Genomic DNA, 14,674 nt, shown 5'->3' with positions numbered 1-14,674 from the left:
GAACAAGGCCCGGTTTTCGGTCGGGCCTTGTTCGTAATTGATTGATTTTGGTGCCGGAGATAGGAGTCGAACCTACGACCTACGCATTACGAATGCTAAATTACATCTAGCATTAATGCTGTTTTCATGGTACTTTTACGTTTTCGGGGACAAAACGGGGACAGTAAGAAGCCCATGGCGTCGATCACACAGCGCGCTTCCGGCCGGTGGCAGGCCAAGGTGCGGCGGCAGGGTCAGCCGCCGCTCTCCCGCACATTCAAAACCAAGGCCAGCGCCGAGGCTTGGGCGCGCAAGCTCGAATCCGAGCAGGAGCGCGGCGTGTGGCGTGACAGCAGCGAGGCCGAGAGCACAACGTTGACCGAGTGCCTGGATCGCTACGTACGCGAGCACGTTCCGCGCAAGCGCGACCCGGCGCGGGAACGCTCGCATGTGGATGCGCTGCGCGCCCTGCCCTTCGCCAGCCGCGCCATGGCGCGCGTACGCAGCGCCGACGTGGCCGCTGCCCGCGATGCCTGGACTGCGGTGGGACACGCGCCGGCAACCATCGTGCGGCGCATGGCCGTCCTCTCGCGCGTGTTCAACGTGGCACGTCGCGAGTGGGGCATGGAGTCACTCGCCAATCCTATCGAGGCCGTCACCAAGCCACACGTTGCGAACGCCCGCGAGCGCCGCGTGAGCGAAGCCGAAATCGAGGCCATCTGCGCAGCCACTGGATCGGCGGAACTCGCCTCCTTCATCCACCTGGCAGTTGAGACCGCCATGCGACGCGGCGAGCTATGCGTGCTGCGTTGGGAGCACGTGGATCTGCACGCTTCCACGGCGCATCTGCCGCGTACCAAGAATGGCGACTCGCGCACCGCGCCACTCTCCAGCCGCGCCATCGACGTGCTGCACGCGCTGCCACGACGCATTGATGGCCGGGTGTTCGGGCTGCAGCCGGATTCGGTCACTCAGGCCTTCGAGCGAGCAGCAGAGCGGGCAAAGATCGAGAACGTCACCCTGCACGATCTGCGCCACGAGGCGACCAGTCGGCTTGCCGAGAAGCTGTCGAACGTGCTCGAGCTGGCGGCTGTCACCGGTCACAAGGATCTGCGCATGCTCAAGCGCTACTACCATCCGCGGGCAACCGATCTGGCGAAGAAGCTGGGGTAGGCAGGCTTGCAAATAGAAGCACCTAGTGCTACATTTACGCATGCCTCAAGCGCCCCGGATGATGGCTCGCGCATTCAAAACCGCCTGGTTTTCCAAGGCGGCGAAGAAAGCCGGCATCGCGGATGAAACGCTGTGCGAAGCCATCCAGCAGGTGATAAGGGGCCAGGCAGACGACTTGGGCGGTGGCGTGTTCAAGAAGCGCCTGAACAAGAACAGGCATCGAGCCATCATCCTCGCAAAGGGTGGCGAGCATTGGATCTACGAATACCTGTTCGCCAAAAAGGACAGGGACAACATCGAGGATGACGAGCTGGCCGCGTTCCGGAACCTCGCCAAGAGTTACGCAAAGCTCCCCGCGCACCAGCTCGCACGGCTGTTGCTCGACAAACATCTCGTGGAGATCTGTCATGCCCAAAAGCACCCAGTACAAGAGTGATGCCTTCGAGGCCATCCATCGGTCAGCAGCGGCGCTGCACAAGGTGGGTGCGATCAATAAGGCCACGATGCGTCACTTCGACGAATCCTGCCTGGCCGTGCCACCGACTATCGCACCACAGCAGATCAAGCAACTACGCGAGAGCTTCAGCGTCAGTCAGCCCGTCTTCGCGCGTTACCTCAACACGAGTGAAAGCACCATCGAGAAGTGGGAGACTGGCGCCAAGCGGCCGAGTGGGATGGCACTCAAGCTGCTTGCGATCGCGCGCAAACACGGATTGCAAGCGCTCGCTTAAAACGTGCACGCGATTTTGGATCGTACGATCCAAAAAGGTGGGGGGCTTCCGCGCCCCGCCTTTGGTCTTTCACTGCTGGAGATCCTCGTGCTTAGCCAGGATGTCCTGGATCTGATACGGCTCGAAGGCCACATCCCAGCACCATGGCCCGAAGCCACCCTTCTCGTTGACGCCGCGCACCCAGGCATCAAGTGCGGCGCGCTTGGCCTTGTTCTGCTCGCTGTCCACGCCCTTGATCTCCAGCACCAGCGTCTTGCCGTTGGCCAAGCGAATCAAGAAATCGGGCAGGTAGCGCCGGCGCGAGCCGTTCCAGAGGTAGTAGATCTGGAAGCCGAGGTGATCGTTCTTGACGTAGGCCTCGACTTGGTCCGTCGTCTCCAGCACGTTGGCGGTGTGGCCTTCCCATGAGCTGTCGCCCACCATGTAGTTGATTTGCGACTTCACCGTGGCGATGGTCGGCTTGGTCGTGTACCAGGTCGACATCTCGCGCGTGCTGCCGATCGGGCGGTCTTCGTCGAACACCAGCTCGACGCGCTCGGCGTTGCGGGCATATACGTGGCGCATTAGGTGCTGCACGATCTGCTCAAGGTTCAGCGCCAGCAGGATGCGCTTGCGCAGCGGTTCCTGGTGGTACAGCGAAGGGATCACCAGCTTGTCGGAATTGAAGAACCGGTCCATCAGTTGCACCAATTGCATGCTGAGGTAGTCCGGGTTGCCTTTGTAGCCGGCACGTGCATCCTCAAAGGCGCGGCGCGAGGCACGGAACATCAGCCGCTGCAAACGGAAATCATCCGGCAACTGCTCAAGGTCGACGCGCTGCACTTTGCTCATGTCCGAAGCGCCACCCAACGCCGGTGCCAGGTCCGCGCTGATCGGTGTTTTCGCCGGATCGATCTGCAGCGGCTGCATGGCATCCCAGTGCACGTCCAGCTCCTCACGCATCACCGGATCGATGCGCAGCACGTTCGGCCAGCGGATCTCGTAGGCATTGCGCTCGGGCAGCGACTCGATCTGCGTGCTGGGCTTGGGCGGCGGTGGCGCCACGCCGCCGCTGATGTCCTGGTAGATCGACAGCGGCACGCCAAACACGTTGACAAACTCGGGCAGGAACAGGCCGTTCTCGTCGGTTTCATAGCCCACGCGCCGCAGGCCACGTCCGATCACCTGCTCGCACAGCAGTTGGCTGGTGAAAGCGCGCAGGCCCATGATGTGGGTGACGTTCTTGGCGTCCCAGCCCTCGGACAGCATCGCCACAGAAATCACGTTCTGCAGGTTCTGGCCCGCCTTGCCGATCTTGCCCACGGTGTCGACGATGGCGCGCAGCACGTCCTCCTTGGGCTGTGCCAGCAGCTCGGCATGGCGCTCGGCGGGCAGACCCGAGTCGCACACGATGGCTTGCAGTTGTGCCTCGTAGTCCTTGTCAGCGGCGGCGCTCTCGCCCAGCTCGGCCTTTTCCAGCACCTTGGAATCCACGCGCAGCAGGCGCGTGCGCGCATGCAGCTCCTGCCACCAGGCGTGGCCTTGCGCAAAGTAATGCTCGATGCGCGCAGCCGTCTCGGTGCGATTGCACACCGTCAGCATCACCGGTGGAACCGTATGCCCGGCCTCTTGCCATGCACGCGCGGTTTCGCGCCAGTCCGCGCCCAGTAGCGTGTAGGCGTGCTGCACCAACTGCGGCAGCGCCTCGTGTGGCTGCGCGCCGCGCCGGTTCAAGTCCTCGTGGACTTCGCGCTCGCGGTACAGGTGATACAGCTTGGGGCGCAACGTGGCGGCGTTGGGCACCGCGCTGTCGCGTACGACTACGCGAGGCGTTTTCACCAGCCCGGCCTCGATGGCGTCGTTGAGGCCGAAATCCGACACGATCCAGCCGAACAAGCCTTCGTCGGTGTTGGTGCGGCCGGTGGGCGCGAACGGCGTCGCCGAAAGATCGAAGCAGCGCTGGATGCGGCGCGTCTTGTGCAGGCGATCCAGGCCCTCGATCCAGCGCGTGGCCTCGTCCAGATCGATGCCCCGCTCCTCGGCCTCGCGTTTGCTGATCTTGGTATCGGCCGGCGTGCGGTAAGCATGGTGCGCCTCGTCATTGATCACCACCAGGTCGCGGAAACCAGCGAGCTTGCCCAGCACGCGCCGGGTGTAGGCCTCGTCAGACTCGGCACCCTTGCGCACCACCGAGCGCTCGGGCTCTTTCAGCGGCATCAGCGTGTGCCAGTTCTCCACCAGCATCTCGGCCTGGTTCAGGCGCTGGCGCAGGGCATCGGACGGGCACAGCTCGAACTCGTCGTAGACGTTGGCGCGGTTGCCGGGATACAGCACCTGCAGCCGCTCGCGCACCGTCAGTCCCGGCGCCACGATGAAAATCGCGCGCGTGAAGTCCTTACTGCGCTTCGGGTAGGTCAGCGCATTCAGCACTTGCCAGGTGATGATCATCGCCATCACCGTGGTCTTGCCGCTGCCGGTGGCCATCTTGCTGCACAGGCGCTCCCATGGGCCGCCATCGCCGGGTACGAAGACGCCCTGCTTGAACTCGGTGCTGGCCTCGACGTACCAGATCAAAGTCTCGATGGCCTCGAGCTGGCAGAAGTAGAACGGGTACTGCCGCGCCTCGCGATCATTCCAGTGCTCGAGCAGGCTGCGGGTGACACTGGTGACGCCGGGGTAATCGGCCGCGCGCCAGGCTTCCACGCGCTCGCGGATGCGGTTGACCAGCTCCAGCGGCTCGGTGCGTCGGGTGTTGTTGCGGGTGTCGAAAATCTCGTAGCCGGCGGGGCGCCGGCCCTCCATCAACACCAGTTGGCCGCTGCGCTCTACCCAGTACCGGCTGGGCGCTTCGTAGGGGCGATTGACGATCAGCGAGGCTGGCGTGCTCATGCGTCACCAGCTTTGGTTGCACGTTTGATATAAGCCTGCTGCGGATGGTTGGGCGTGTTGGGATGCAGCGACTCTAGAAGCCCCTCGCGCACCATCGGGGCAACATATTGATCACGCAACGTTTCGGCTTTGCGATCCAAGGCTGCTGCCAGATCATTGAGGCCCTGGTAGCGATTCGAGCAGAGTTCGAGAATGGCGGTTCTTACCAAATTCGGGTTGGCACGGCGGGTTGCCCGTACCCGGACCGCCGCGGGTGCCTGTTGCTCATGCATTCGCGCCAGATCGACAGATCCAGCGGCTCCCGCGGAACCCGGTCCGCTATCCGGGGAGCTCGGCGAGATATCCGGAGAGCTCAAGGCGATATCCGGGAAGCTCAGGGCTGTATCCGGGTACCTCGAGGTCGCTGGATCCGCCCCGCCGAGCGTGTATTTCATACCGCGCCGCGCGCCGTCGGCCACCAGATAACCATTCTGCACCAAACCCTTCAGCAGGAACGTGATGTCCCTGGGGTGCAACGTCAGGATGTCCTGCAGGCTCTGGTTGGTGATCGTGCCGTCTTGAGCGGCTGAAACCAGCACCTGAATCTGTTCGGGCGTAAGCAGGCTCTGAACGTCCTGCCCAAAGCGGCGCTGCAGGGCTTGGATCGCCTCGGGTGGCAACATGCTGATCATGGGCAGCTCAAGCACCACACGATCAGGTCGCAAGGTCTCGCGCAGCCGCGGTGATCGCCAATGCTGCGCAGCCCAGCTCTGGCGAATCTTGGCAATGCCCGAGCCGGCCTTGTCGCCCACGCCCAGCATCTGGAACATCCTTTGCAGCGACTTGTTGCGACACTCGCTGATGCTTCCCTGCAGCAACTGCTCGCGGGACAGCAGTAGGGTGCCCGGATTGGAAAAGTCGATGTGGTCCGCGTAGCGCTCGATCACGATGCCGCCCTGGCCGCTGTAGTCGGCATGGATTAGCGCGTTGACCAGCGCCTCCTGCAGCGCTTCATGCACGGGTGTGGTGGTTTGTCGATAGCCTTCGGTGTCCAACTGAAACGGTTGGCGCACGCCCGGCCCTGATGACAGCCGCACGATGACGCGCTGATAAAACTGGAACAGGTTGCCCTCCCATGTACCGTCGATGGTCAGTCGGTCGGTCCAGCGCACGGCGGGGTCATCGGTGAAGTGCTCGCGGTAGTCGAGATGGAAACCCGGCACCGCCGCAGGATCTTGGATGGCCTGTCCACGGCCAAACATCAGCAAACCGGCAGCAGTGATGCCTTCGCGGCCGCTGCTGCGGTCCCTGCGCCAGCCACCTAGCTTTTCCAGCAGGCCGCGGTCGTCTTCCTGCAGCCACGGATGCGTGGGTCTGAGCGAGGCAAACCGGTTGCGGTATTGCTGGATCGATTCAAGGTGCAGATCATCCAGTGTGAAGCCTTCCAGGATGCGGCTGTCGCTGGGTTCGTCGGACTGGTCCGCGAACATGCGGCGCACCTCGTCCTCGGTACAGAGGTAATCGCCCTCGTGATTGCGCCGATAGGTACCGGCAAAAGGGTTGGGGCCAATGTAGACCGGGCGGTCCCTGCGCGTGGCGCGCGGCACCTTGATGTGAATCAGGACAGGGCCGGATGGGCGCTCTTGAACTGGCGTGATGTCGGATTCCTGCAGCAGATTGCGGCTGACCTTCTGGCGGTTGTGCAGAAGATCCCACAGCTGACTGCGGAGCTTCGCCGCGTCACTAACACCCTCCAATTCAAGGCGCCCGTCCTTGTTTTGCACCACGCCCAGCCAGATCGTGCCACCGTTGCTGTTCGCGAACGCGCTGTACGTTTGCCACAAGCTGCCCGGCAGGCCGCCGCGGGCGGACTTGTATTCGACGTCGTAGCCCTCGTCCTGGGACAGTTCGTCGAACAGCTCCAGTTGTTGTTCCTGCGGGCTCATTCCAGCGTGATCACTTTCAGCGACTCGATGCCGCGGTCGTCGACGATCTTCACCGCGATGCGGCGGTGCTCGCCGGGCTCGAAGGGCAAGCTGACGGTGCCGTGGAACCGCTCCATCAGGCTTTCGTCGAGCTCAGCCTTGATGTCACGCTTCAGCTTGTTCCAGCCGTCCTTGGCTCCGGCCATCGGAAAGAACACCTGGCGCGGGAACAGGCTGCGCTGATCGTAGTCGGTGTCCAGCATCCACGCGGCGATCTTGCCCTTGCCGCCCGAGATCAGCTCGCCGCGCGCGGTGTCGAAGTAGTCGAAGCCGTGCACCTCCACCTCGTACTGCCCGTCCTTGCGCCGTCGCAGCTCCACTTCGGGCTGGCCCATCAGCCAGAAGCTCTGGTTGCTGGCGCGGGCCTTCTTGAGATCGGCGGTGAGCAGATCGGTGTTCATTTCGGCCTTGAGCGCCACGATGCCCTTGGTGGCGTCGATGTCCTTGGCGGCCTCGGGGTCGAACACGAAGGCGCAGAACACGATCATCTTGGGCCGCGGGAACAGCTCGCCGGCCTCGCGCATGGCCAGCTCCACCTGGCGCCGTTCCAGCGCGGCGTACTCGGGGCCGAAGCTCACCACCACGCGCTCGCCGCTGTCGGCCATGGTGCCGGTGCAGTGCAGGTAGCGCGTGCCGGGCAGCGTCTCCAGCTCGGCGAATTTCAGCATCTGCCCGCCACGGCCGCGAATGCCGGTTTTCAGCAGTTCGTCGCGCCAGCCGTGCTGGCGGGCCGACTCGCCCGAGCGTGCTACGCTGGCGTCGGCTTCGCGTGGCGGCACCTCGTCGCCCAGCGCCTGCACCGTGGCAAATGGCACGGCTTCGACCGTGAGTGGGCCGGTGATGCGCAGCTTGTGGCGGTTCACCTGCGGCTGATCGTATAGCGTCTCCTGATCGGCGTGCGCGGCGATGGACTGGTCCATGCGCCGCTGCATGGCCTGGCGCGCGACGTGAAAGGCATCGAACGCAGCGTGCGCGCCCTGCGGCCAGTCGGCAGGGAAGTCGAACGGCACCTCCCATTCCAGCAGCGCGCTGGCGGGCGCGTCCTCGCCCGAGGGCAACTTGACGGTTTTGCTGGCCGGCGCGGCGAAGTCGATCTTCGCGCCCTTGCGCCCGCCTTCGGTCACCGCAAATGGCGCCGGCGGCTGCGCGCGCAGTGCCGCGTTCAACTCGCCCAGCGCCTGCTCGATGGCCGAGTGCAGGCGCGCGTAGATCTCGTCGATCTCGGGGTTGTTGGCGATGGACTTCAGGGTGACGTGCGGCACCGTCTTGTAGATGAAGCCCGCCTTCAGGCCCTCGTTGGGATAGCGCAAGTCGTAGTAGTCGTAGCTGGCCGTCATCAGGCGCTGCTTGGCGAGCGTCACGGCGACGCGCGAGGTGTCGCAGGTGATCCAGCGGCGGCCCCACTTTTCGGCAACAACAGCCGTCGTGCCCGAGCCGCAGGTGGGATCGAGTACGAGGTCACCAGGGTCGGTGGTCATCAGTAGACAGCGTTCAACAATCTTTTGGCCAGTTTGCACTACGTAGACCTTGTCCTCAGAAAAACCTGTCATCAACACATCTCGCCAGATGTTGTTAATCGGGGAGACGCCAAAGTCGTTGAGCATTCGGCGGTACATCAACGAGTTCCCGATCGGTTCGAGCCTGCTCGCCACGCTTAGACGCCCAAATCCATTTGAGTGAGTTTTCCAGTACCCCTTACCCGGCACGAAGTCTTTTCCCTGATGAGAAACTGGGAAATCACCTGGAGGACGTTGACTGGTCAGATTGTCTGCCGCAAATACTTCGAGCTCGGACTGAAGTTCTGATGGCTGCGCGCGTTCAGTGGACGTCATGCGACGGCGCTCACCTGTTTCTTTCGACACCACCCAGGTGTACTGAGTCGTTCCTTCACCTCCAAGGGTCTTGTCGGTGAAGAGTTGTCGATACCTCAGCTTCGATTTGTCTCTGGCGTAGAAGAGGACGATGTCAGCTACTCCTGCCAAGTATTCTGAAGTGGCGCTCGATGTCTTGACGGCAATAATCTCCGCAACCAGGTTTTCAGTGCCGAATATTTCGTCAAGAAGATTGCGCGCGAGGTGAACATTCTCATCGCCGATCTGCACAAACACGCTGCCCGATTCGTGCAACAGCTCCCGCGCCAGCAACAGCCGGTCGCGCAGGTAAGTCAGGTAGGAGTGGATGCCCAGCTCCCAGGTGTCCCGGAAGGCCTTGATCATCTCGGGCTCGGCGGTCAGATCTTCGTCCTTGCGGTCCTTGACGTCGCGCTTGTTGATGAAAGGCTGAAAGTTGCTGCCGTATTTGATGCCGTAGGGCGGGTCGATGTAGATCATCTGCACCTGCCCGGCCATGCCTTCCTTGGTGAGCAGGCTGTTCATCACCAACAGACTGTCTCCGGCGATCAGGCGGTTGGACCAGCCGCGGTCGTGCTTGTAGAACTCGATGGCCTCGTGCAGCGGCAGCGGCTGCTCGAACCAGGCCTGCAGCCAGTCGTCCTGATGAGGCGCATCGGCAACGCCGGCCTTGCCCGCGCGCAGGCGCTTGCGCAACGCAGCCAGGATGGTGGCCGGGTCGATGCGCTCGTGCACGTGCAGGCTGACGGTGTCCACCGCAAAACGGGTGCGCTCGGCCTTGCCGGCCCAGTTGAGGTAGGGCGCGGCGCGGCGCTTCAGTTCGGCGAGCGCGGCGCGCATGGTGTCGGTGTCGCCGCTGGACAGTGCATCGTCGATCAGCGCCTCGAGTTCGGCGCGGCCGCTGTCGAACTGCAGCGCAGGATCGAGGTGCGGGTCGTAGGCCCAGGCGGTTTTGGGCTGGCCGGGATCGTCGTCGGGCGTGACCAGGCCGACCTCGGGGTTGTTGGTGCGGTGATCCTTGTGGCGGTAGGCGCTGAGTTTCTCCTCTCCCTTGCTGCGCTTGGGGCGGGTGGGTTCGCCGGGCTTGCGCGCGCTCAGCGGCAGGCCGCGCTGTTGCGGTCTGGGCTGCTTGGCGGCATCGGGCACGGTTTGCGATTCCAGTGCCAGCGCGCCGGGTTCGACGCTGATGATGCGACGCACCGAGCCGCCACGGCCGCGACCCAGCGCGAGCAGGCCTTGTGCCAGCAGGGCATCGCGCGCGACAAAGTAAGTCGCCTCGGAAATCTCACTTTCCAGCACCGTGGCGATCAGCGCGCGCAGCGCCTGGTTGCCGATGCTGCTGCCATCTTCGGGTGTCGCGGCCAACAGCACGCGCTGGATGTCGTCCTGGGTGATTTCGGGCATTGCGTTCCTTCCCCTTCGTCGCGTCTTGCAGCGGGGCAAGCATAGCGAGCCCGCCATGCGCTTGCCGCGTGAATTGGACCAGCGGCCGCAATCAGCAGTCTCTGACCCAACACAGGGATGTGCCGCCTGGGATCAATCTTCACCGGGCAGCATGATCGTCAGTACCGGCTCGCCCAAGTCTCCAGGGCCGATCACGGCCGCAAGCATCGTCAGCCGTGGCCGCGTCGCGCGTCCGCCGCGGGGCACGCGGTAGAGTGAAAATCGAATGCGCTCGCCGCTAGCGTGGCGAGCGGCGCAGCGAAACATCCACAGCACATCGTGCAGGCGCCCGGCGATGTCTTGGTGAATTTGGCGGCTGCTGTCTTCATTCTGCCAGTCGACGCAATCCGCCCATGCAGCACGAGTCAATGCCACGGGGTGGCGGATGCCCAGTGCGCGCGCCTCGGTGCTGACATCGATCAGGGTGCCGTCGTTAATCGCCTCCGCGCGGGTGTAGGTACTGATCGGCTCGCCGAATAGCTCGCGCACGAGGTCGTTGTCTTGATCGTTCATGGTGTCGTCTCCGTGTGGTCGGGTTGTCGCAGATCACATCAGGCCGCGTTGGGAAAGGCTCGTGACCTTCTCGCCGATCACGAGATGGTCGAGAACGCGCGTTCCGATCAAGTCCAGCGCTTGTTTGAGCGTGTTCGTCAGCGCCACGTCTGCGGCGCTGGGATCGCTCACGCCCGACGGGTGGTTATGCGCAAAGATCACGGCGGCGGCGTTGTGTTGCAGGCAAGCCCGCACGACTTCACGGGGTGGTACGGATGCCCCGTCAATCGTCCCGTGGAACAGCTCTTCAAAACCTAAAACCCGGTGCCGGTTGTCGAGGAAAAGGCAGCAAAACGCTTCGCTGTCACGGCACGCCAGACGCACACGCAGCCATGCGCTTGCATCGCTCGGTTGGCTCATGGTCCCGAGTCGCTCGAACCGTTTGCGCAAGATTGCTTCGGCCTGTTCAAGAATCGCTGCTTCCGCGCCTGACGCGGTGCTGTAGCCTGCTGCCTGCTCGTCCCACACCTGCCTGCTGGTGAGACCCTCGCTCTTGCCTTGGCCTGTCGCCGCGTCTGCGGTGGTCGTCCGGTTCGTCTGCTTGTTCATGCCGTGCCCTCCGGTTGTGGTGTGCCGATCTGCCTGCTGGAGCCGCCCTCACTGAGGCGTGAGGCGGCCCCTTGCCGCGCAGCGGCGGTGCAGCGGGCGACGTGACAGACGGCACGGCTGGCGCGGCGCTTGCGCACCGGGGCCAACGAGCGGGGGCGGATCAGCCAAGGCAGAGCGGCTGCAACCGGAAGGCGATCAAGAACGAACCGGCCGCTGACGCGGCGGGCTGTAGCGATGTGCCTGGGTTCTTGCTCAAAGTCGCGCAGCGGCGCGCCTCATCGCTACGCAACGCGCAGTGATGGCCTGTCTCGCAGTTCTGAGTTGATCAACAGCGGCAGGGTGCCGGCGCAAGGCCACGTCGGATCGCGCGCCTCTGTCGGATGATGTCGAGTACAGGTATTTTAATCGGGCGTCCAAATGCCCACATCAGATGGCTCGACAAGTGCCGAGGCCTTCGCCCATGCTTGAAGTCGCCCCCGACGCGCGCAGGCTATGTCACACAACCTGATTCGCGCTGAAGTTCAGCTGGCGGGGCTTGCAGGCATGGCGCGCAAACGCCGCTCTGGGCCAAGCTTTGCAGCGCGCCGCAGCCACCAGCAAGCGAGGCACCAGAATCTTGAGATCGAAACGGCGGTTGAAACGCCAGGCGGCCTCGGCGAGGTAACGATGCGCATAGGCAGCGAAGCGGAACGCGTGATAGGTGCCGTCCAGCGAGCGCTTGACGTTGCTGAGCACCGTGTTGACCCAGCGCATGCCGCCGGCCTCGGTGGCGGCGCGCCCGCCCTCGCTTTCGATGACAGCGTGCGCATGGCCGGCCTCGATCACGGCGCGGAATGCGCCCAGCCCATCGCTGTGGACCTCGGTTTCCGGGCGCAGGTGCAGCCGCCTCCAGTCCGTCAGCGCCTGGGTGGTGAAGCCAGAAACAGACGTGATCACCGCATGCAGTGGATGGCCCTCCTCAGAGAGTTCCACGGCGATGACGAAAGGGCACTTGTTCTCCGAGCCGCGCCCCGGTTTTCCGCCGTTGCGCTCGCCACCCAAGTAGGCATCATCGATCTGCACGAGGCCACCCAGCTGGCGCCCCGCCTCACGCTCGGTCATCGCCTGCATCAGCTTGTCCCTTGGGGACTTCCGTTGGTCGTGCTTGATCTGCCTCGCGGTGCGATAGCACACGCCCAGGTGACGCATGAGCTCTAACGCCGCCACGTTGGTCTTGCTCTGGGTCAACAGGTAGAGCGCCAGAAACCACGTCCGCAGCGGCAGCTTGGTGGCCTCGAAGACGACCAACGGAAGTCCCCAAGGGGTCGTGCCGCTGAGCAGCGTCGTCTGGTGCCGACAGGCCGAGCATTGCCACATCCGCTCGCCATGCCGATTCGCGCAACGACCATAGCGCCGGCCGCCGCAGCGCGGACAGACAAACCCTTTCGGCCAGCGCGCGCGTCGCAACGCGCGCGTGCACGCCGCCTCGGTGCCGTACTGTTGCAGTCTGTTGCGACTCGCCACGCTTCGAGTCGTTCGATCTCATCAAGTTTGTGCATCTGTCTGACGAGGATGGGGGTCTTGTGCCACAACACTTAATGATTTATAGTATAATTACCCTTATACTGAAATCACAAGGTCAATCAAGTGAACGACTCGCTTCGCGAAATCCTCATCGCCGATCTCCCTCCCGCTTTCGTGATTCGCTTCCAGGAGGCCGCAGCTTGGGCCTACCGCGAGGCTTGGGAGCGCGTCAAGAACGACACCCTCATCACCGACGATGGTCGCGAACAACTCCTGCCGCATTTGCGCCGTGTGTTGCTGGAGGCGAAATTGCAGGGCATCGCGCTGGATAGCGGGGTCCGGGCCGAATCCGAGGCGGTGTCGTCAGGCGCCCACAAGTACGTCGCGGTTCGCGTCGGTCGCCTCGTGATGACGTGCTCTAAGACAAGCGGCCGGAATGCAGTGCCGCGCTCTTGCGATTTCCGCGATCAATATTCGGACATCAACGAACACATTGATCAGCAGAGCCTCTTCCCGGTGATCAGCACCCCGGGCCGCGAATCGCTGTACTGCATCATCATCCACGGACCGGCCGAGCAGAACAACGGCGAGCTTGGCTTCTGCTGCTTTGGCTTTCCCAGCCCTGATATGCAAAAGTGGGCGCAGGAGCCTATCGCACTCGCTGACATCCGCGACTACCAGCAAACGCGCTATCAGAAGAGTGAAGACGATCGCGCCCAGATCCAGCCGGTTGAACCCAAACTCAAGCCCAAATTTGGCGCAGGCAATGCTGCGGAGGAAAGTGCGTGACTGTAGGAACCACAGGATTTGTTGCGGGCCGGCTTCGGCAAGCAAGAGAGGCGCGCGGGTTGTCCGTGGTCGCTCTGGCTGGTCTCGTCGGGGTGAGTGCGGCTGCTATTTCGCAGTACGAGAAGGGCCATCACCTACCCCGCATGGAGACGAGCGAGGTCTTGGCGAAAAGCCTGAACCTCCCGCTTTCCTATTTCCTCAAGCCAGAAGTTGTCGCGCCAGTCGAGCAACATCGTCTTTTTTATCGGTCGATGAGTTCAGCTACCAAGCAGGCGCGTACTCGCGCGGGTCGGCGCTTGGAGTGGTTCAAGGAAATCGTTGCGTATTTCGAGCAGTTCTTTGATTTCCCAGAGCCGAATGTCCCTGACTTCGGGCTGCCTGACGATTTTCGGGAAATAACGCGAGCGACGATTGAGAGCGCTGCTGAGCAGCTGCGAGCTTATTGGCGACTCGGGATGGAACCAATCGCAGATGTCATCAGGACGATGGAAGCGAATGGCATCTATGTCACTAGGGGCACGCTCGATGCGGAAACGCTGGATGCTTTTTCTGAATTTGACGGTCAGCGGCCATACGTTTTCTTGAACAGCGACAAGAACGTCCTTGTTCGCTCGCGGTTCGACTGCGCTCACGAGTTGGGTCATCTGGTTTTGCATCGGAACGTCAAGCAAAAAGATCTGAACAGGGCCACGGATTTCAAGGTGATCGAGAGCCACGCTCATCATTTCGCCGGCGCATTCTTGTTCCCGGCAAAAAGCTTTCAGCGTGAGATTTGGGGACTCAGCCTTGATAGCTTCCGTTCGCTAAAGCCGACATGGAAGTTTTCGATTGCGGCGATGATCTCCCGTGCATCTCAACTGGAAATGCTAGACGAGGAAGAGACCAAGCGATTGTGGATCAACTTGAGTCGCCGGGGGTGGAGGCAGTGCGAGCCATTGGATGACTTGCTATGTGAGCAGCCAAAGATGCTGGCTAAAGCCGCTGATGCCCTGATCAAGAACAAGATCAAGACCAAAGAGCAGATCATCGCTGACTTGGCTCTTCCTCACTCGGATGTCGTGGAGCTTCTTGGGGCCGAGCCGGAGCTTTTCCGTGAAGGGGATGACGGGCCAAGGCTAAAGACTTTCGGGAACAACGTGATCCAGTTCCGACGCTAGTCGGTTTTTTTGTCCTTGGACCAACGGACTTGGGCCACCTTCTGGGCGGACTCCTTCCTCTGGGCGCTCGTCAATGCTTTTGCGCGAGCCGCGCCACCCTTGAGGCCGGCCTCAAT

11 protein-coding genes are annotated in these 14,674 nt (G+C 62.7%); 5 read left to right on the top strand and 6 right to left on the bottom strand.

Annotation, left to right across the window (positions count from 1 at the left end; all coding sequences use genetic code 11):
* Nucleotides 1–174 precede the first annotated feature (174 nt).
* The 3 genes from AC2VLV_RS04550 to AC2VLV_RS04540 are packed head-to-tail and all read left to right on the top strand — an operon-like array spanning nucleotide 175 to nucleotide 1,883.
* Nucleotides 175–1,152: a tyrosine-type recombinase/integrase gene (locus tag AC2VLV_RS04550; RefSeq protein ID WP_486988844.1), complete on the top strand. Its 978-nt coding sequence runs from the start codon at nucleotides 175–177 to the stop codon at nucleotides 1,150–1,152.
* Nucleotides 1,153–1,192: 40 nt separating this feature from the next.
* Complete coding sequence (locus AC2VLV_RS04545) at nucleotides 1,193–1,588, top strand: type II toxin-antitoxin system RelE/ParE family toxin (RefSeq protein WP_486988843.1); 396 nt, start codon at nucleotides 1,193–1,195, stop codon at nucleotides 1,586–1,588.
* On the top strand, nucleotides 1,560–1,883 hold the full coding sequence (locus AC2VLV_RS04540; protein ID WP_486988842.1) for a helix-turn-helix domain-containing protein: 324 nt from the start codon (nucleotides 1,560–1,562) through the stop codon (nucleotides 1,881–1,883). The genes AC2VLV_RS04545 and AC2VLV_RS04540 overlap by 29 nt, the downstream gene beginning before the upstream one ends.
* Before the next feature lie 69 nt (nucleotides 1,884–1,952).
* Here the strand turns inward: AC2VLV_RS04540 and AC2VLV_RS04535 are convergent, their stop codons facing one another.
* The 6 genes from AC2VLV_RS04535 to AC2VLV_RS04510 all read right to left on the bottom strand — a co-directional run bounded on the left by AC2VLV_RS04535 (nucleotide 1,953) and on the right by AC2VLV_RS04510 (nucleotide 12,612).
* Entirely contained in the window at nucleotides 1,953–4,751 is a 2,799-nt protein-coding gene (locus AC2VLV_RS04535; RefSeq protein ID WP_486988841.1) for a BPTD_3080 family restriction endonuclease, read from the bottom strand.
* Nucleotides 4,748–6,676, bottom strand: a complete 1,929-nt coding sequence (locus tag AC2VLV_RS04530; protein WP_486988840.1) for an ATP-binding protein — start codon at nucleotides 6,674–6,676, stop codon at nucleotides 4,748–4,750. The genes AC2VLV_RS04535 and AC2VLV_RS04530 overlap by 4 nt, the downstream gene beginning before the upstream one ends.
* Nucleotides 6,673–9,969 (bottom strand): site-specific DNA-methyltransferase, encoded by a 3,297-nt coding sequence (locus AC2VLV_RS04525; RefSeq protein WP_486988839.1) that lies wholly within the window; start codon nucleotides 9,967–9,969, stop codon nucleotides 6,673–6,675. Before AC2VLV_RS04525 ends, AC2VLV_RS04530 begins: the two co-directional genes overlap by 4 nt.
* A gap of 132 nt (nucleotides 9,970–10,101) precedes the next feature.
* The gene (locus tag AC2VLV_RS04520; RefSeq protein WP_486988838.1) at nucleotides 10,102–10,521 is read right to left on the bottom strand and encodes a DUF6573 family protein; all 420 of its coding nucleotides are present in this window, start codon (nucleotides 10,519–10,521) and stop codon (nucleotides 10,102–10,104) included.
* A gap of 33 nt (nucleotides 10,522–10,554) precedes the next feature.
* Entirely contained in the window at nucleotides 10,555–11,109 is a 555-nt protein-coding gene (locus AC2VLV_RS04515) for a JAB domain-containing protein (protein ID WP_486988837.1), read from the bottom strand.
* 495 nt (nucleotides 11,110–11,604) lie between these two features.
* Nucleotides 11,605–12,612, bottom strand: a complete 1,008-nt coding sequence (locus tag AC2VLV_RS04510; RefSeq protein ID WP_486988836.1) for an IS1595 family transposase — start codon at nucleotides 12,610–12,612, stop codon at nucleotides 11,605–11,607.
* Between the two features lie 123 nt (nucleotides 12,613–12,735).
* Between AC2VLV_RS04510 and AC2VLV_RS04505 the strand changes: the two genes are divergently transcribed.
* Together AC2VLV_RS04505 and AC2VLV_RS04500 are read left to right on the top strand one after the other, a co-directional pair.
* Nucleotides 12,736–13,401 carry a hypothetical protein gene (locus tag AC2VLV_RS04505; RefSeq protein WP_486988835.1) on the top strand — a complete coding sequence of 222 codons (666 nt, stop codon included), beginning with the start codon at nucleotides 12,736–12,738 and terminating at the stop codon, nucleotides 13,399–13,401.
* On the top strand, nucleotides 13,398–14,558 hold the full coding sequence (locus AC2VLV_RS04500; protein ID WP_486988834.1) for a helix-turn-helix domain-containing protein: 1,161 nt from the start codon (nucleotides 13,398–13,400) through the stop codon (nucleotides 14,556–14,558). Before AC2VLV_RS04505 ends, AC2VLV_RS04500 begins: the two co-directional genes overlap by 4 nt.
* The last annotated feature ends 116 nt before the right edge of the window (nucleotides 14,559–14,674 follow it).

This window comes from Thiomonas sp. TH-17, assembly GCF_057473305.1.
The sequence above is the reverse complement of the archived record's forward strand: the minus strand, read 5'-3'. Positions and strand labels throughout refer to the sequence as shown.